16 protein-coding genes and 1 pseudogene are annotated in these 18,548 nt (G+C 37.3%); 4 read left to right on the plus strand and 13 right to left on the minus strand.

Annotated features, from left to right (window positions below):
* Positions 1-67: 67 nt before the first annotated feature.
* The gene (locus tag JFV29_RS16110) at positions 68-1,525 is read right to left on the minus strand and encodes a CoA-acylating methylmalonate-semialdehyde dehydrogenase (protein WP_201185194.1); all 1,458 of its coding nucleotides are present in this window, start codon (positions 1,523-1,525) and stop codon (positions 68-70) included.
* A gap of 377 nt (positions 1,526-1,902) precedes the next feature.
* A complete protein-coding gene (locus tag JFV29_RS16115) occupies positions 1,903-2,451 on the minus strand; it encodes a GNAT family N-acetyltransferase (protein WP_201185196.1) in 549 nt (182 codons plus the stop codon).
* Between the two features lie 122 nt (positions 2,452-2,573).
* Here JFV29_RS16115 and JFV29_RS16120 point away from each other — a divergent pair, with 122 nt between their 5' ends.
* Complete coding sequence (locus JFV29_RS16120; protein ID WP_201185198.1) at positions 2,574-3,536, plus strand: D-2-hydroxyacid dehydrogenase; 963 nt, start codon at positions 2,574-2,576, stop codon at positions 3,534-3,536.
* Positions 3,537-3,721: 185 nt separating this feature from the next.
* Positions 3,722-3,922 (plus strand): cold-shock protein, encoded by a 201-nt coding sequence (locus tag JFV29_RS16125; protein ID WP_029714163.1) that lies wholly within the window; start codon positions 3,722-3,724, stop codon positions 3,920-3,922.
* A gap of 246 nt (positions 3,923-4,168) precedes the next feature.
* On the opposite strand, the gene JFV29_RS16130 is transcribed toward JFV29_RS16125, so the two are convergent.
* The 10 genes and pseudogenes from JFV29_RS16130 to JFV29_RS16175 all read right to left on the minus strand — a co-directional run bounded on the left by JFV29_RS16130 (position 4,169) and on the right by JFV29_RS16175 (position 13,603).
* Positions 4,169-5,023 (minus strand): crotonase/enoyl-CoA hydratase family protein, encoded by an 855-nt coding sequence (locus JFV29_RS16130; RefSeq protein ID WP_201185200.1) that lies wholly within the window; start codon positions 5,021-5,023, stop codon positions 4,169-4,171.
* Positions 5,024-5,255: 232 nt separating this feature from the next.
* Positions 5,256-6,248, minus strand: a complete 993-nt coding sequence (locus JFV29_RS16135; RefSeq protein ID WP_053346400.1) for an ABC transporter ATP-binding protein — start codon at positions 6,246-6,248, stop codon at positions 5,256-5,258.
* Between the two features lie 13 nt (positions 6,249-6,261).
* Complete coding sequence (locus tag JFV29_RS16140; protein ID WP_053346401.1) at positions 6,262-7,275, minus strand: ABC transporter ATP-binding protein; 1,014 nt, start codon at positions 7,273-7,275, stop codon at positions 6,262-6,264.
* A gap of 50 nt (positions 7,276-7,325) precedes the next feature.
* Positions 7,326-8,255 (minus strand): ABC transporter permease, encoded by a 930-nt coding sequence (locus JFV29_RS16145; RefSeq protein ID WP_053346402.1) that lies wholly within the window; start codon positions 8,253-8,255, stop codon positions 7,326-7,328.
* Positions 8,255-9,184: an ABC transporter permease gene (locus tag JFV29_RS16150; RefSeq protein WP_053346403.1), complete on the minus strand. Its 930-nt coding sequence runs from the start codon at positions 9,182-9,184 to the stop codon at positions 8,255-8,257. The genes JFV29_RS16145 and JFV29_RS16150 overlap by 1 nt, the downstream gene beginning before the upstream one ends.
* Positions 9,185-9,312: 128 nt before the next feature.
* Positions 9,313-10,947 (minus strand): peptide ABC transporter substrate-binding protein, encoded by a 1,635-nt coding sequence (locus tag JFV29_RS16155; protein WP_242485407.1) that lies wholly within the window; start codon positions 10,945-10,947, stop codon positions 9,313-9,315.
* 842 nt (positions 10,948-11,789) lie between these two features.
* Positions 11,790-11,974, minus strand: a pseudogene (locus JFV29_RS16160) (DUF1572 family protein); the annotation flags it as partial.
* 218 nt (positions 11,975-12,192) lie between these two features.
* The gene (locus JFV29_RS16165) at positions 12,193-12,333 is read right to left on the minus strand and encodes a hypothetical protein (RefSeq protein ID WP_201185202.1); all 141 of its coding nucleotides are present in this window, start codon (positions 12,331-12,333) and stop codon (positions 12,193-12,195) included.
* Between the two features lie 53 nt (positions 12,334-12,386).
* On the minus strand, positions 12,387-12,821 hold the full coding sequence (locus tag JFV29_RS16170; protein WP_053346404.1) for a DMT family transporter: 435 nt from the start codon (positions 12,819-12,821) through the stop codon (positions 12,387-12,389).
* A 245-nt stretch (positions 12,822-13,066) separates the two neighbouring features.
* On the minus strand, positions 13,067-13,603 hold the full coding sequence (locus JFV29_RS16175) for a GNAT family N-acetyltransferase (protein WP_201185204.1): 537 nt from the start codon (positions 13,601-13,603) through the stop codon (positions 13,067-13,069).
* A 367-nt stretch (positions 13,604-13,970) separates the two neighbouring features.
* Here JFV29_RS16175 and JFV29_RS16180 point away from each other — a divergent pair, with 367 nt between their 5' ends.
* Positions 13,971-14,864: a helix-turn-helix domain-containing protein gene (locus tag JFV29_RS16180; RefSeq protein ID WP_201185206.1), complete on the plus strand. Its 894-nt coding sequence runs from the start codon at positions 13,971-13,973 to the stop codon at positions 14,862-14,864.
* A 388-nt stretch (positions 14,865-15,252) separates the two neighbouring features.
* Positions 15,253-15,852, plus strand: coding sequence for an exonuclease domain-containing protein (locus tag JFV29_RS16185; RefSeq protein ID WP_053346408.1), 600 nt, complete (start codon positions 15,253-15,255; stop codon positions 15,850-15,852).
* 45 nt (positions 15,853-15,897) lie between these two features.
* Here JFV29_RS16185 and JFV29_RS16190 read toward each other — a convergent pair whose 3' ends face one another.
* A complete protein-coding gene (locus tag JFV29_RS16190; protein WP_342366568.1) occupies positions 15,898-18,282 on the minus strand; it encodes a YhgE/Pip domain-containing protein in 2,385 nt (794 codons plus the stop codon).
* Positions 18,283-18,548 lie beyond the last annotated feature (266 nt).

An 18,548-nucleotide genomic window follows, 5' to 3' on the forward strand; every position in this document is an offset into this window, starting at 1 on the left:
ATCCCCACTCCTCTTATAATTGTATAAAGGAAGGCCGACCATAAATAGCGTCGACCTCCTTTCTATATCAGTATCTTGCTGTTAGCATTTTTTTCCTTGTGTAAAATTCTACGCCGTCTCTTCCATTTGCATGCAGGTCTCCATAAAATGAGCTTTTATAGCCGGAGAATGGAAAGAATGCCATCGGAGCAGGTACACCAAGATTCACCCCTAGCATTCCTGCATCAATTTCTTCACGGAATTCACGGACAGCTTTCGCGCTATCTGTATAGAGACAGGCACCATTAGCAAATTCGGATTGGTTAGTTAATTCAATTGCTTCCTCAAGTGTATTAACCCGCACTATTGATAAAACAGGAGCAAAAATTTCATCCTTCCAAATTTTCATATCTGTTTTAACATGATCAAATAATGTTGGTCCTACATAATAGCCGCTTTCCTGATCACCTTCATTTCGACCGTCACGAAGGAGAACAGCCCCTTCTTTTTCACCAATCTCAATATATTGTTCCGTCCTCTTTTTATGAGTATCACGAATGACTGGGCCAAGGAAAACTTCTTTATCCATTCCATTTCCAATCTTGATTTCATCAGCTGCTGCCTTTAATCTTTCTACAAGCAGATCTCCCACTTCTCCTACTGCAACAACTACTGAAGCGGCCATACAGCGCTCACCTGCAGATCCAAAAGCAGCGTTGGTAATGTTGGTTACTGCATTATCCAGATCTGCATCAGGCATTACAATTGAATGATTTTTTGCTCCTGATAAAGCCTGAACGCGTTTTTTATTAGCAGCTGCTGTTTTATATACATACTCAGCAACTGGCTGGGAGCCAACAAAAGATACTCCTTTAATGTCTTCATGCTCCAATATCCCATTCACCACATCGTGTGCCCCATGGACAATATTTACAACACCATCTGGAACACCTGCTTCTGTTAATAACTCAACAAGACGGTTGGCTAGAAGAGGCGTTCTTTCAGAAGGTTTTAGAATAAATGTGTTTCCACAGGCAATCGCAAGCGGGAACATCCAACATGGAACCATCATTGGGAAGTTAAATGGAGTAATGCCTGCTACTACTCCCATTGGATAACGGTACATGCCCGATTCAATACCCGGAGAAATATCCGGAAGCTGGCTGCCCATCATTAAGGTTGGCGCACCTGCAGCGAATTCCACACATTCTATGCCACGTTGAACTTCACCATATGCTTCTGTATAGCTTTTTCCATTTTCAATGGTGACGAGCTTCGCAAGCTCATCCCAGTGTTCAATCAACAATTGCTGGTAGCGGAATAAGAAGCGAGCTCTTTTAGGTACAGCTACCTTTTTCCATTCTTTATAAGCATTTTTTGCCACCCGAACTGCTTGATTGACATCTTCTTTTGTGGAAAGCGGTACAATCGCCAACACTTCTCCTGTTGCCGGATTAGGCACCTCTTCATGTTTTGACGTTGTGGATTCTACCCACTTGCCACCTATATAATTTTTCAACGTTTCTACATCATTAATAACTGCCATTAATACACCCTCCATTTCAACCCGATTTCATAGTTTTATTATATTTTTTAAACGGACTTTTTACATTAGACGTTTTGTATAGTTTTTGAATGATTATTTGCACATTTTGTTTGTTTTTAAATTTCATATCTTCATAGTGCCAGGGAATATTCCTCGTCAAAATTTGCGAGAGCTAAAAATGCAAATCGAAGGCTATCAGTTTCCTTTCTATTATTCTTGATAAAATGGGAAATGAGTGTTTTCCAGAATTTTCACATAGACGGAAACAGTGAGCTTAACCTAAGATTGGGTTTAACTTCTTCAACATTTATAAGTCCATCCCCTTAAAAGTACAGCAACCCTTATAGATTTTTCGTAATCCGTTCATTAATGTATGATCATTTGATAATTGAATATAATTTCAGGTCCTCATGCTTACCTTTAACAAACATACCTTTTCGCAAAATACCTTCAAAAGACATTCCAGACTTTTGCATGACCCGTTCTGAACCAAGATTATCCACAAAGCAGCGGGCCTGAATACGAACAAGATTCATATTTTCGAAACCAAACTCTATTACCTTTTTGGCAGCCTCCGTTATCATGCCATTTCCCCAATATTGTGGAGCAAGGACATACCCTATTTCAGCGATTTGATGATTCAAATGCCATGAAACAAAGTCGATAGTACCAATAAACTCACCATTGTCCTTGTATTCAATTCCCCATGGAGCAAGCTTATTATCTTCATAATTCTGTAACACGAATTGGATAAAATCTCTTGTATCAGATAGTGAACGATGCGGTTCCCACGTGACAAAACGAGATACTTCACTTTCGGAAGCATATGCATACATATCTTCAGCATCCTTCATAGTGATTTTCCTCATAATTAAACGTTCTGTTTCTAAAGTTGGTAACTGCCCATATATATCCTTCACCTTCATGATTACACCCCATCCTTGTTAGATATTTGTATTATATCAAGATTGCTTAGTAATCACTGTTTCCAATTGAATTATTCTCAAAACTTACGTATAATTCAGAAAAATGATAGAGGATGATGATTATGCCAAATAAAAAACTCATTATTACCCAAAACCTGAATGAACATTTATTGCAGCAAGTTAAAGGAGTGATTCCCGATTGGACTGTGATTACAGGAAGAGCCCCTGCAATATGGCAGGATCATATAAACGATGCAGAAATAATCGCTGGCTGGAAATCAGAAATGTACGAATCTATTTTATATGAAGCAAGTGAATTGAAATGGATCCAGACATGGAGTGCTGGAGTGAATGCTTTGCCACTGGAAAAGTTAGAACAAAAGAATGTGCAGATTACGACTGCAAATGGTGTCCACGCATATCCCATTTCAGAGACCATTTTCGCCCTAATGCTCGCCTTTACAAGAAAAATAGATACATATGTTAAGCAACAGCAGGAAAAGACTTGGCACCACGCTGATATGAAGCAGGAAATTCATGAAAAGACTATAGGCATCATTGGGGTTGGAAAAATCGGGAAGGAAACAGCTAAAATTGCCAAGGCTTTTGGAATGACCGTATTAGGGGTTCGTCATTCTGGTAAATCAGAAGAATATGTTGATGAGATGTTCACCCAGAAACAATTGAATGATCTTCTCCCTAAGTGTGATTATGTTGTCGTGACATTACCTTTGACTCCAGAAACACAGGATATGTTCGGCACAAACGAATTCAAGTTAATGAAGCCTTCCGCTTTTTTCATTAATATTGGAAGAGGATCTCTCGTTGTTCAAAATGAATTGATTCAAGCGCTTAAGGACCAGCAGATTGCAGGTGCAGGACTAGATGTGTTTGAAACTGAACCACTTCCGGAAAGTAGCCCTTTATGGGAAATGAACAATGTCATCATCACGCCACACACATCCGGAAACACTGAATATTACGACAAACGATTGATTGAAGATATTTTCATTCCCAATTTGAAGAACTATCTCAACGGTAAAAACCCTACAATAAATTTACTTAATTACAAGAAAGGATATTAACGAATCTTCATAGCAATTTCACAAAAAATAATCTTACTATGTTAGCTTGCAGATTCCGACATTATCTGTTATATTTAATAAGAATTATTTTTGTTCGGGAAGATTGATAAGTGAAACACTTTTCGTCTGAAGATTGAGCAAGGGTAGTAACACATTGTGTGGATTCACACTAGGAGGCAACAACAATGGAACAAGGTAAAGTGAAATGGTTTAACGCAGAAAAAGGATTTGGCTTCATCGAACGCGAAAACGGAGACGATGTATTCGTACATTTCTCAGCTATTCAAAGCGAAGGATTCAAATCATTAGACGAAGGTCAAGAAGTTACTTTTGAAGTTGAGCAAGGTCAACGTGGACCCCAAGCTACTAACGTTCAAAAAGCATAATTTTAAATACAATATATAACGGACTCTACTTGTAGAGTCTGTTTTTTTTTGAATAAAAATATTCTTTATAGAATATCTTTTTTTGAAAATAAAAAAACCCCTATTCACAAGGAATAGGGGAATATGAAACAAGTTTAGTAAATGGTAAACACAGTATAACACACTAAGAAAAGAAACCCTAATTTATCCGAAAAGTGAAAATTCTCACACAGTTCCTAAGAATGATTTCAATACAGAATTAATCATTTATTTTTTATCTGATTCGTATGTTCGATCCAGACCCCACGGGTAAAACGGCGGCATATCAGAGCTGCTCTTCATTGTAAATTCAGCTTTCCGTTTTTCTAAGAAAGCTTCGATTCCTTCTTGTGCATCAGCTTGCTTTCCGGTCCAATGAAGCATTTTCGATTCTATTTTATGTGAATCAACTGGATGATTTGCTCCAAGCATAGTCCACATTAGCTGCCGAGATAATGTCACAGATACGGAAGAGGTATTTTCCGCTATTTCAGATGCGATTTCCATTGCAGTTGGCATCAATTCATCAGGCTCTACAATCTTGTTAACTAGTCTCCCCTCATAGGCCTCCTTAGCTGAAATCATTCTTCCAGTAAAAATCCATTCGGATGCCTTCCCCATTCCGACAAGTCTAGGCAGGAACCAACCACTGCAAGCCTCCATTGTAATTCCTCGCCTTGCAAAAACAAACCCCATTTTCGCATCAGTTGAAGCAATTCTAATATCCATAGGCAAAGTCATAGTTATACCAATACCAACCGCTGCTCCATTAATGGCTGCTATTATAGGTTTCTTCATCTCAAAAATCCTTAATGATAAAACACCACCTGCATCACGGTACTCAACTAAAGGAGTGTGATCCATAAAAGTTTCTGCACCTTTTTCCAAATCCATGCCAGCACAGAAAGCCTTCCCTGCCCCAGTTAAAATAATGGCTCGTACGTCATCATTTTCATCCGCTTCATCAAAAGCACGAATCATTTCCTCACACATTTTTTCATTAAAGGCATTCATTCTTTCAGGACGGTTAAGTGTAATAATCATGACATGATCGACAATTTCACTAGTTATTGTGGAATACAACATTATTCCTCCTTATCTCACAAAATGAAGCCATTTCTGGGTAATTTTAATTTTACATATAATTACATTTTATATGTTTTATTTTCAAATTCCTAGATTTAATTATTATAAATCTATAAAAAATATTTTCTAAAAACCTAGTGGCATCTTTCCTGAAAATAAAAAGTTTTTTTAATGTGTATTTTCAAAAAAAGACCAGCCGCAGATTTTGCAACTGGCCTCATTATTTTATTTACCAATATAAATGACAAGCAACGTAGTGCCCAGGTTTTTGTTCTTTCCATTCAGGCACAGCGCTAGAACATATCTCCATCGCTTTCGGACAACGAGTACGGAATACACAGCCGCTCGGCGGATTGATCGGACTTGGTACATCGCCTTTTAGTACGATCCTTTCCCGTTTAATAGTGGGATCTGGTATCGGCACTGCAGAGAGCAAGGCTTGTGTGTATGGGTGAAGCGGATCCTTCGTTAAAGAATCACTATCTGAAAGTTCCATCATTCTCCCAAGATACATGACTAAAATACGATCTGAAATATACTTGACCATCGATAAATCATGGGCGATGAATAAATAAGTCAAGCCCATTTCTTTTTGTAACTCTTTTAATAAATTTACTACTTGAGCTTGGATTGAAACATCAAGTGCAGAAATTGGTTCATCACAAACAATGAATTTAGGATTCAAAGCCAGCGCCCTTGCAATTCCGATACGCTGACGTTGTCCGCCACTGAATTCATGCGGAAAACGAGTGATATGTTCCGGACTTAAACCAACCAGTTTTAACAGGTCTTCCACCCGTTTTCTTCTCTCTTTACCTTTTGAAATCCCATGAATGGCAAGTGGTTCACCAATTAATTCTTCTACCTTCATCCTTGGGTTTAAGGAAGCGTAAGGATCTTGGAAGATCATCTGGATTTCACGGCGAATATGTGACATTTCACCAGGTTTGTAATCAAAAATATTTTTCCCTTGAAAAAGAACTTCTCCTTCTGTCGGTTCATAAAGGCGGGTTATCGTACGCCCAGCAGTAGATTTTCCACAACCGCTTTCCCCAACAAGTCCGACAGTTTCCCCTGCGTAGATTTTGAGATCCAAACCATCTACCGCTTTCAACGACTGTGAACCAACAGGGAAATATTTCTTCAGATTCTTTATTTCAACAAGAGGAGAATTTTCGTTGACTGTCTTTTCTTTTACTGACTTATTCTTTAGTGAAACCATTGGTTCTCCTCCTTTAAACATTAGTCGGTGCTTGAACGCGTGTTGCTTTTGCCATTGGATGGTGAAGCCAGCATGCAGCTGTCTGTCCCTCTTCTACTACCTCAAGTTCCGGGTCATGTTCTTTGCACACTTTCATTGCAGATTCACATCTTGGATAAAATGGGCATCCTTTAGGCGGATCTAACAAATCAGGTGGTGATCCGATAATGGGTACCAACGGAGCCGTTTTTTCCATATCCAGCCTTGGCACCGTTTTAAGCAATCCTCTTGTATATGGGTGTTGCGGGTTTGCAAATATTGCTTCAACTGTACCTGTTTCCACAACTTTACCTGCATACATGACTACTACCCTTTCGCAAGTTTCCGCAACCACACCTAGATCATGAGTGATTAAAATGATGGAAGTATCCATTCTACGTTGGATATCTTTCATCAGTTCTAAAATTTGCGCTTGTATCGTTACATCCAATGCCGTTGTAGGTTCATCCGCAATTAACAATTTCGGTTCACAGGCTAGAGCCATCGCTATCATCGCCCGCTGGCGCATGCCCCCTGAAAACTCATGTGGATATTGCTGCATCCTTTTTTCCGGCTGAGGAATACCTACCAGTTTAAGCGTTTCTAACGCTCGTTCATATGCATCTTTTCGAGAGATATTATTATTATGCTTTAAAATACCCTCCATAATTTGGCTGCCGATTTTAGTCGTTGGATTGAGCGAAGTCATTGGATCCTGGAAAATCATACTGATTTCATTTCCACGAATCTTCTGCATTTCCTTTTCACTCATTTTAATAAGGTCTTTACCACCAAATGATATTGACCCTGTTCCATACTCTGCTGGAGGTGTTTCCAATAATCGCATGATCGATTTTGCAGTAACGCTTTTTCCGCATCCGGACTCTCCTACGATGGCGACTGCTTCCCCTTTTTTCACTTCAAAGTTCACGCCGCGAACAGCTTGTACTTTTCCTGCATACGTATGGAAGGTGATGTGTAAATCGTTAACTTCTAATAGGTTCTCCATCATCGTCCCTCCTATTCTAGTATTATCAAAATCTTTATGTTATGACTCATTTATTTCCGTAGTTTTGGATCTAGGGCATCCTGTAGTCCATCACCAGCCACATTAAACGCGAACATGGTTAATGAGATCAATATCGCCGGGATTAAAAGTTGATAGAAATTCCCTACCAAAATGCTTCCCAGAGCATCACTGGTCAATGTTCCCCAACTTGCCTGAGGTGCTGGCACACCCAGTCCCAAAAAGCTTAGAGTAGCTTCGGCAAAAATCGCCGTAGGTACAGTCAACGTTAAATTGACAAGGATCGGTCCCATTGTATTTGGAATCATGTGTTTTCTTAAAGTCCAGCTCGTATTAGCACCAGAGATGGTTGCAGCATGAATATATTCATTCTCTTTTAATTGTAAAACCTGCCCTCTTACCAGTCGGGCCATAGGAATCCATCCTGTAATCGACATGGCTATGATTATCGGCAATATACCAGGTTTTAATACAACCATCATCAAGATAACCATCAATAGGTAAGGGATCGCATAGATCACTTCAGCAAACCTCATCATTATATTATCGGTGCGTCCGCCACGAATAGCTGAAATCCCGCCATATAGGACACCAATTAAAAAGTCTATTAGCGCCGCCATCAAGCCAATGAACAAGGATATCCTTGCACCATACCAAGCTCGCGTAAATAAATCCCTTCCTGATGAATCCGTCCCAAACCAATGCTCGGCATTGGGGCTAAGATTCTTTTTCTCGAAATCTTGACCATAATAAGTATATCCATTAATATACGGACCAAAAATAGCCAGCAAGACCAACAGGATAATTAGAACAAACCCCGTCATTGCTAGTTTATTTTCTTTAAAGCGACGCCAGACGTCAGACCAATATGAAACCGTTGGCCTAGCAATTTTTTCAGCTTCCTTAAAGTTTCCTTCAGCGGGTAGGAACATATCTTCGGTTAAATGCACTTTATCTGCCATTATTTTTTCTCCCCCGTCACTTTAATTCTAGGATCAATCAACGTATAGGCTATATCAACGATGAATATCAATAGGATAAGCACTGCACTATACACAATTGTGGAACCAAGAATGACCGGATAGTCTCGATTGGATATTCCCTTTACAAACATATCTCCCATGCCCGGAATACCAAAAATACGTTCAATAATGAAGCTTCCTGTCACGATATTAGCCGTTAGGATACCAAGAATCGTGATAATCGGCAATAACGCATTTCGGATCGCATGTTTGATTATGACACCGCTACGTTTTAGCCCTTTTGCCTTTGCGGTCAAAATGTAATCTTGTCCCATTACTTCAAGCATGCTTGTCCGCATCAATCTGGCAATGAAAGCAAGAGGCATCATCGACAGGGCAATGGATGGTAATATGGTATGCTGCCATGTCGCCCATGTAGCAACAGGGAATATATGCCATTTTATTGCAAAATAATTGATTAAAATAGTCGCCAAAATAAAGTTCGGAACAGATATCCCGACGATAGCAATGACCATTGATAAATAGTCAGGCCATTTATTTCGTTTCAGTGATGCCACTACACCTAAAATGAGCCCAAAAAAGATGGCAATCACCAGTGCTTGCGCTCCTAAATGCAAGGACACTGGGAATCCCTTTAAAATGTAATCATTCACAGAAATGGATGAGGATTTCAAAGAGGGACCAAAATCAAATTGAACGACTTCCAACAAATAATTTCCATATTGGGTCAACAAAGGCTTGTCCAATCCATAGTGGACTTGAAGATTTTCATAAACAGCGGGAGGCATTGCTCCTTCTTTCGCAAATGGATTTCCCGGAATCGTATGCATTATGATGAACGTTAATGTAATAACCGCCCATAAAGTAATAATCGCCCATTTAAAACGATTTAATGTATATCTCAACATGGTAATCACCCCAATCATCGATTTTCTAAGGAGTTGAAAACGGAAATGAATTCATGAAATATTCAAATTCGCAATTGAAAAATGGGGTATGTCCATAATCGGACATACCTCCTATTTTCATCCTTCTTTTATTTTTTATCCGCGTAAATAAAGTTCGGATAAGCGTTTATTGGTGCATAAACCCCAGTAACATTCGATTTAACCATATATGGTTTTGTATAGAAGTAAACCGGGAGAATCGGCATTTCATCAATCAGAACTTCCTCTGCTTTATGCAAAGCAGCCATCCGTTCTTTTGGTTCCATTGTAGATTTCGCCTCTTTTAAATATTTATCATATTCTTTGTTGGACCAATCCGCATCATTATAGGCACCGTCTGTCTCCCAAAGCATGAATGTCATCGGATCTACATAGTCACCAACCCATCCTGCACGGGAAATCTCGAAGTCCCCAGCTTTTTCACGGTCAAGTTTAACTTGGAATTCAGCATTTTCAAGTGTAACTTCAACACCTAGGTTATCGCGCCACATTCCTTGAACGGCTTCAGCAATTTTTTTATGAGAATCTAATGTATTATATAAAATTGAAAAATCAGGAAGTTTTTTCATGCCTTCTTCAGCAAGTCCTTCTTTTAACAATTTCTTAGCTTCATCAACATTTTCCGCAAACAGATCTCCTGTATTTTCTTGGAAATCTCCAGTTGCATCAGGAATACCCGGCGGGATTACTCCAAATGCAGGCTTTTGACCACCTTGAGCAACATTATCCGTAATTTTTTTACGTTCGATAGCCATTGATAACGCTTTTCTTACTTTAGGATTATTGAAAGGTTTTACTTTAGTATTAAAGTTGTAATAGTAGACAGCAAGTTCTGCTCCATTTTTGAATTCTTTGTCGCCAGAATTAACCAATTGACCTTGTACATCTACTGGTAGTGGATAAGCGATGTCCAATTCGCCACTCTGATACATTTGCCATGCAGTATTTTCATCTTCAATTAGAGCAAAATTAACGGCATCCAATTTGATTTTGTCTTTATCATAGTAATTTTCATTCTTTTCGATTTTCAGACTTTCTTTATGTTTCCACTCCGTTAACTTGAATGGACCGTTTGATACATGTGTTTTGGCATCCAAAGCCCATTTCGGATTTTCTTCTTGTACCTTTTTATCGATCGGGTAGAAGGTATAGAAAGAAGTCAAATCAAGGAAATATGGTGTAGGCTGTTCCAATGTAACCTCTAACGTAAGGTCGTCTGTTGCTTTTACTCCTACATCCTCTTCCTTGCCTTTTTTACTGTTGTAAGCTTCCCCGCCTTTAAGATAATAAAGTTGGTAAGCATAATCAGCAGCTGTTTCTGGTTTCAGTGCGTATTTCCAAGCATATTCGAAATCATTCGCTGTAAGCGGATCTCCATTTGACCATTTTAATCCATCTTTCAATTTAAATGTCCATTTTAATCCATCTTCACTGATCTTCCATGATTCTGCAGCACCTGGTACGATTTTACCTTCTTCTGTTTTCTTGGTCAGTCCTTCAAACGTATGTTCAAGAATCCATGATTCATGAGTACCTTGCGCATTGGCAGGATGAAGCGAACCAGGTTCACTTGAGTTGTTTACGTTTAATACTTTTGATTTGGCTGAGTCACTCGAGCCACCTTCTTTTTCATTCGAAGTTTCCTTCGAACCGCTGTTACATGCTGCAAGCACAAGCATAATAGCCATTAGAAGCGCAAGCACTGAAAATTTAGACTTTTTCAAAAATATTCCCCCTCATCTTTAGTCTATTCTGGAGTATCCCTAGTTTAAGAGATTATCCTTCTGCCATCTATTAACTTCTGGTTTAGTACACTAAAATATTCTGCGAGGATAGTTAGAAGTATTCATAGCAGAAACTCACCAAAAATAACTAGCGAAGCGTTTGCATAAATTTACGTTTTTTCTCAAAAACCCAAAATCAGTAGTTTTATAGCTTAAAACCACCTTCCTTTCAACCTCGCAAAAGGGTACTATACTTTGAATTAAAGATGTTGAATATTAAGTATATTACGAATAAATTAAAAAATCAATAAACCAATGAGTACTTTTTCACAAGATAGGTATTAAACTCTAGTAATTTTGATTTATATAGTAGGTAAAAAGAATTGAAACATTAACTTATATCAATTTCAAACCCCTTCATTATGCGTTTCATTATAGACTCACAAGTACAAATCACTATATTTATATCAACTTGATTGGAAGCTATATTTGATCATCTTATTATACATATTTTTCTCATTATTCAGAAGAGGTTGAATTATTAAGTGACTCAACTTCCCAAGTTAACCACTTTTTATTAGATTCCATTTTTGAATAAGGGTCACAGAAGTGATCAAACTTTTTTCAAAACAAGCTCTTTCTATTTGTTATTTTTAAGGTCATTAGTATCATTTGAGCAAACTTTATTCTAAAACAACACCTGTGGTCTTTAGTACGTCTTAATGAACCAAGGTCGTTCACCCAAAAAAACACAATTCCTTGTAAAAGGATTGTGCCTGAATACTTAATTCACTTAATTCACTTAAAAAAGCCTCTATAAATGGTTAACTCAATAGCTGCTTTCACTTATGTTTTTTAAGCTTGTGTAGCAAGTATTCTTCCGATTTTCCTTTCTTGATAACTAAGGGGCTTCCCAATTCTCATCTTTTAATTGATTACCAATATAAAAAATTTGGCCTAATGTCTGTCTCTCTATTGCTCCAAGTACTGTATGACTTTCACCACGAATATAAATATTCTTTAATAAATCTAGTTCTCCTAAATTAGGGGGCGGACAATTTAGTTCACGGAATTATGTCCCACGCACCTGTACGTCGTCCTACCCTAGCTCCTGATATAATAGATTCTATTAAAAAAAGATCAACCAGTAAAAACCGGCTAATCATAAAATACGAACGCACCCGTTAGCTTAATAAACCAACTTGTACATAATAATGTCATCGACATATTCACTTTCATTACCCACTAGCTAATCAAATACAAAAATTGGATAATTAGAGAAATTATGATCGCACTGTTGATGTCAGTCACGCTGCCCCACAGGATCCATGTCCGAAGTTTAGTTGCTTTAATGACTAATCCGTGCTTCAAATGTCCAATATCCATTTTATGCCCTCATTAAAACATAATAATTCTAAGTATTTTATTTCTGTTCTACTTCACTTATGATTAAATAAATACAATGACACAAAGAGTAAACAAATACCTGCTATCTTTTTCGCATCCAATGGAATACGTACCCCACCCAATAAGCCAAAATGATCAATGACAGCTCCAATCAGTATTTGTCCTAAGATAACCCCAACTAAAGTAGGGGCCACTCCAATTTGAGGGACTACTAAGACGATGACTATGACATAAATAGCCCCTAAGAGACCACCTATCAGTTGCCATTTAGGTACAGAAGTGACAGCTGATATATTTCCATTTCCTGCAAACAAAACAATAAATAATAAAGCAAGTGTCCCGATTCCAAAAGAAATGAAAGAGGCTTCAATGACCCCTACTTTTTTTCCTAAACCGCCATTTATCTGTCCTTGAATTGCTATTGTAATGCCGCCTAGGACTGCAAGTAACGGAAATAAAATTTTCACAATAAATATGCTCCTTTTCATGTCCAATGGACGTGATGATGAATTCATTTAATTTTATCATGAAAAATATGTATAGATTCCCTTTTTTATCAAAACAAATAGTAATATGCAGATTCTTTCTTTATAAACAAAAAAAGGCCCAAATGGGCAGCCCCGATATACTTTTACATCTTTTTATTAAACTATTTATCAATGATTCTGCCTTATTTAATTGGGGAAACTGACTAAACTAGGTGATGTATAAGCTAAAACTCCGTATATAGCAAGGAAAATATCACGGCATCATGCGATTGATTACGAAGAAATATATAATTTCTAAGATTCCCCTCTTGCTTAAAACCAAATTTCTTTAAGAGGTTTGTTGATGCAATATTATCAGGGAAGGTTAATGCAGCGATTCGATGTAAGTTTAATTCTTCAAATGAATAACGTAATACTTCTCTGACAGCTTCCGATGTAAAGTGTTTCCTCCAATAATCCGGATGGATTTCATACCCGATTTCAGCACGTTTATTAGATATGCTCAAATGATTAAGGCCAACAGTACCAATAAATTTCCCGGAATCTTTCACCACTACTCCCCATCGAATCCCCCTTTTGTTTATATATGCACTTTTAAACGAGTCTATTAATCGACGAGCCTCTTCCACTCGAATTAAGCTTTCTATCCCATCATATTTAGTTACTTCATCTTTTGAGAGAATTTCAAACAGACTTTCCGTATGCTGGTGACCTATTTCGATTAAACGCAGCCTCTCTGTTTCTAACTCTTGAAATCTCATCCTACAATCCCCCCGTGGATTCACTATCTTCTTTATTCTATTTGTGAAAAAGAGATACCTGTATTAATGGACAAAACTTTTCAATAATTTCCTTTCCTTAAGGTATAATGCAGAATCGGGATGCCCGCCCTTAATAATCAAATCTCTAATAATTTGTGAGAGAATAACACTGTAAACCGTTCCGTTCCAACCATACCCGCCCGAGATGCGATAGTAAGCTTTCCCATTAAAAAGGAAGGATAGGGATTTCAAAGGATGCAGCAGTTTAAAAGTAGTTACATAATACTATCTTTTCAGTAATCATATTGAAAAAAAAAAATTATGTTACAATAGAAAATCTAGACATAGGTATAAAGGGGCAATTGCAATGAAAATAGAGGTTGGCTCTGTTATCAACGAATTAAGAATAAAACAAAATCTCACAAGAGAAGAATTAGCAAAAGATATTTGCGAGCCTATTACCTTGGTAGATTATGAAAGAAGCATCTCATCACCAACAATTGATGAGTTGGGACTATTAGCAGATAAACTTAAAGTTGATCTTTCGTATTTTTTCACTACCAAAAATGAACCGATTTATAATTACATAGAAACTATTAAATTATTAATAAACAGATATAAACGTACACGTAATTATGAAGCAATCTATGAAATCGTCCAAAAAGAAATGACAACGGCACCGGAAAAATCCATATCATTTTATCAATTCTTAAAATGGCATGAGGGTATGTCTTTTTTTTATTTGTTCAAGAATAAACAAATGGCTATTGATCTATTAAATGAGGCCATTCAGATTACAATGGGCAAACGGGTAATTCTTCATCAACAGGAAATAGAAGTTTTAAATAGTATTGGAATTATTCACTTTAAAACAAAGGATTACGATGAGGCTATAATCATCTTCAATGAAGCATTGGAATTTATCGAGAATATTCCTCATGTGAATCAGGAAGGTACAATTTTAGTAAAAATCATTCATGGATTAGCTCAAACCTTAACCGAACTTCATTGCTATCAAGAGTCATTAAATTATACGCTAAAAGGCATTAATATTTGTAATTCTATCGAATCTTTATATTTATTTGCAGAACTTCATTTTCTTACCGGGAAAAATCTGATTCATCTTCAACAACAGAATGAAGGACTGCAATATTTAAGTCACTCCAGAACCATATTCAGTATTCAAAAAAACGAAGAATATGTACAAATAATCGACCATGAATTAGAAAGAATCTTACAATCTATACTAGTCCTGAATTGAATTATACAAAGGTAGAGAGTGCTTTAAAAAGCATTTCTCCCCTTTTTTAGTTTCCTATTATTTCATATCAATAAGAAAGTGTTTGAAAGTGATCTTCTAATATTTAGTGATTAAGCATAGAAATTACACTAACAATCGTAGATCTAACTGAATTTTTTCGCATAAAAGTTAACCGATTACTCCGTCACCTCTATGCTTCCCATGAGCATCTTCAATAATTTTTCCTTTATTACTCAAATTCATATGTACCTAACTATAGTCTGTAAAATTTTAACAATAAATTAATTGAAATCTCAAAGGAACACTATCATTTAGAAATACGGCACTTTCAATAGGCAACCAAAATCAGATATAATAGATAAAAGTAGCCAAAATGGAGGAAAATTAATTGTCTAATAGATTAGGTTTAGTACTAGACGTAGAGACAACTGGATTGCGTCCTACTTCTGATGAAATTATCGAACTTGCCCTTATTCTTTTTACCTATAGCAGCGAAACCGGTGAAATTATTAACCTTGTTGATCAAGAATCGTTTTTAAGAGAGCCCCTCTCTTATCAAGCAAGAAGGAATTATGATCAAGCATACAGGGTTCATGGAATTCCATATAGCTCTGTCGAAGGAAAAAGCTTTCACGATGAAAAAATAAAATCTTTTATAGATCGTTCTGACTCAATTTTTGCCCATAATGCTTCATTCGACAGAAGTTTCCTCTACCATATGTATCCAGAAATCAATAACCATCAGTGGTTCTGTACAATGCGCAATGTCCCATGGAAACAATACGGTTTTGTAAATAGTAAACTCTTAACATTGCTGCGGGCTCATAACATCACAAATTTCCAAACACACCGGGCAATGGACGACATTTCTTATCTAATGGAGCTGCTGCGAAAACCTAGTCCTTCGGGCTATCCCTATTTAAAAGATGTTATTGCTAAAAATCCTATGAAAAAATATGCCCCTTCGTCTCAAAAATCTTGGGTATAATAGAAAAAAACAGCGAACCCTATTCGAGTCGCTGTTTTTTCATTATTATTTGCCTGCATCTTCCGTAAATACGTTTTTCATCTTTTTATATCTATAAATGAAGTATACGAAAGATAGTATTAATGCCACTACATGGAAAATGGCAAGTATACTAAGGTTATGCCACATGAATCCAAAGTCTCCAGTTGAGATTACTGCTCTAAAAGCATTAATCGAATACGTCATCGGTAAGAATGGCGTGAACCCTTGCAGGAAGCTAGGAACTAATTCATTTGGGAAAGTTCCGCCGCTGCTGGTCAGCTGTAGAATTAATATGAGTAACGCTATAAAACGACCTGGATTATCAAAGGCTGAACCAAGAAATAGAATGATAGCCATAAATGTGCAGCTAGCAAGAATGCTTACTACAAAAAATAATGGCAGACTAGTGACTTCAATTCCAAGTCCTAATATTAATATCAAATCCACCAATATAGCCTGACATATTCCTATTATAGCCATGACCCCGTATTTACTAATAAACCAGCTGAATCCATTTGCAGGAATAACAGCAGGATCTCTTAATGGGAAAATGATTGTCAGAACGATTGCCCCAATAAATAAACTCAATGAAATTAAATACGGTGCAAAGCTAGTTCCATAGTTTGGCACATTATTAATAGGCAATTTATCAACCTTTACTGGACTTGCAAACATGTCATAAACATCTTCATCGGCTTTTATATTACCTGCTTCGCTTGCTCCGTCTTTCAATTCGTCATGTAATTCTTCCGAACCATCTGAAAGTTTGGCGATTCCATCTTGAAGCTTAATAGCTCCATTCGCTAACTCTCCCATGCCACTTGTAAGACTTGATGTACCTTCTTTTAACTTATCTGTTCCAGTAATCAGACTTTTCGAACCTTCTGATAGCTGAGAAGTTCCATTTGATAATTGCTTCGACCCATCTTCTAATTGATCAAGCCCACTGACCAAATTATTGCTGCCTTCCGTTAATTGTCCAAGTCCACTCTGTGCTGAATCTATACTTTCGCCAAATGTTGTCAATCCAGCTACTAATTGACCCTGTCCGCTTTGCAGATCATTCGCTCCATTGGCAAGTTTATCTTGAGCTTGTTTTAATTGAGTAAAACCACCGCTGAGCGCATTGGTACCATTTCCTAACTGATTTGCCCCTTCACTAAGACTAGTGCCTCCCTTAGCAATTTCAGAAGCACTTGCGGATAGTTTTCCTACTCCTTCAGCTACTCCTTTACTTCCTTCACTAATTCCAGATAGAGAAGCAATTAATCCTTCTAAACGAGCTTTCTCTGAAGGATCATCTGCAGTTTGAGATTGTTGTTTTAAACCGGAAATAACTTCTTCCAATCCGGCCGCAACGTTCGATGCTCCTGCTTTTGCTTCACTCGTAGCAGCACTCCAATCGGACAAAGAACCTGAGAGCTGGCTGGCACCAGAAGCTACACCATTTGCCCCCTCGGTCAGAGTAGGAAGCTTTTCTTCAATCTGATTGAACCCTTCTAAAGATTGTTGCAGTCCTGAAGCTAATTCCCCAGAACCTGCTTCAGATTTTTTGGCTCCTTCTAAAAGTTTTGATTGCCCATCTTTCATTTGTCCAATCCCAGAACTAAATCTTTGCAAGCCTTGATTAAGTTCTTTCGAGCCAGAAGCTGCTGAACCCACTCCATCCGAAAAGGTCAAGGACTTTTCAGCTAATGTTTCCAGGTTTTTATGGATTTCAACTGAACCTGAATGTAGAGAACCAATTCCTTCATCTACTTTTTGTGAACCTTCTTTAGCAGAATTAATTCCCTCTCCTAGTTCGTTAGAACCGTCTTTCACCTTATCGGTCCCGTCTTTCAGTTCGCCTGCTCCATCACTGGCCGATCCAAGTCCATCAGCAACTTCTTTCAAATTATCAAACATTGACTCAGCATAGGTTTTTGTAACGGCCGCAGAAACCTCACCTTTAATTTTCTCGGAAGCTGCGTCACCTATCTTAGTAGAAATATAGTTATACCCTTCATTTGATGTATATATTAAATCAAGTTTTTCCGGATTTTCTTCTTGCAAGGTAGTTGCATTTTCCGAAAAGTTTTTCGGAATTTCAATCTTCATGTAATAGTCCTGGTTCGCCAGGCCTTCATTCGCTTCTTTTTGACTGACAAAATGCCAATCAAAGTCCTTTTTCTCCTTTAACTCTTTCACTAAGTCTTTCCCAATGGTAAGTTCTGATTCGTTAAGCTCGGCTCCTTCATCCATATTGACAATGGCAACCGGCAATTGATCGACCTTACCATACGGATCCCAAAATGCCCATAAAAATGTCCCGCTATAAAGTAAAGGAACACTAATAATTCCTAATATAGAAATGAGAATTATTGGTTTTTTTATAATAGCCAATAATTCTCCTTTCAGCGATTTTAACACACCTATCAAATCCTCCTATACGACAAACATGTCGTTTATTTACTCTACTTCGGTGTAAAGCGAATTGAAAATACATTCATGACTGTTTATCATCTAAAATATATATATTTTATTTCTTTATTATAAATATATATTTTCTTCTAGAAAAATTATGACTATATTGTTCATCCGGTCATTATCACGAAAAATAATATAACATTTCTACTGTTGGATATCAAATTTATTTACTTTATAAAATCACATAATTTTTCTTCTTATCTAGTATT

This window comes from Peribacillus sp. TH16 (genome assembly GCF_016651095.1).
Taxonomy (GTDB): Bacteria; Bacillota; Bacilli; order Bacillales; family DSM-1321; genus Peribacillus; species Peribacillus butanolivorans.

What these genes read in the sequence shown, in the direction of transcription:
- JFV29_RS16120 (WP_201185198.1), top strand. Translation starts at nt 2,574, where the DNA reads ATGCCAAATAAAAAACTCATTATTACCCAAAACCTGAATGAACATTTA.
- JFV29_RS16125 (WP_029714163.1), top strand. Translation starts at nt 3,722, where the DNA reads ATGGAACAAGGTAAAGTGAAATGGTTTAACGCAGAAAAAGGATTTGGC.
- JFV29_RS16175 (WP_201185204.1), bottom strand. Translation starts at nt 13,603, where the DNA reads ATGAGATTTCAAGAGTTAGAAACAGAGAGGCTGCGTTTAATCGAAATA.
- JFV29_RS16140 (WP_053346401.1), bottom strand. Translation starts at nt 7,275, where the DNA reads ATGGAGAACCTATTAGAAGTTAACGATTTACACATCACCTTCCATACG.
- JFV29_RS16150 (WP_053346403.1), bottom strand. Translation starts at nt 9,184, where the DNA reads ATGTTGAGATATACATTAAATCGTTTTAAATGGGCGATTATTACTTTA.
- JFV29_RS16165 (WP_201185202.1), bottom strand. Translation starts at nt 12,333, where the DNA reads ATGGATATTGGACATTTGAAGCACGGATTAGTCATTAAAGCAACTAAA.
- JFV29_RS16145 (WP_053346402.1), bottom strand. Translation starts at nt 8,255, where the DNA reads ATGGCAGATAAAGTGCATTTAACCGAAGATATGTTCCTACCCGCTGAA.
- JFV29_RS16180 (WP_201185206.1), top strand. Translation starts at nt 13,971, where the DNA reads ATGAAAATAGAGGTTGGCTCTGTTATCAACGAATTAAGAATAAAACAA.
- JFV29_RS16110 (WP_201185194.1), bottom strand. Translation starts at nt 1,525, where the DNA reads ATGGCAGTTATTAATGATGTAGAAACGTTGAAAAATTATATAGGTGGC.
- JFV29_RS16135 (WP_053346400.1), bottom strand. Translation starts at nt 6,248, where the DNA reads ATGGTTTCACTAAAGAATAAGTCAGTAAAAGAAAAGACAGTCAACGAA.
- JFV29_RS16115 (WP_201185196.1), bottom strand. Translation starts at nt 2,451, where the DNA reads ATGAAGGTGAAGGATATATATGGGCAGTTACCAACTTTAGAAACAGAA.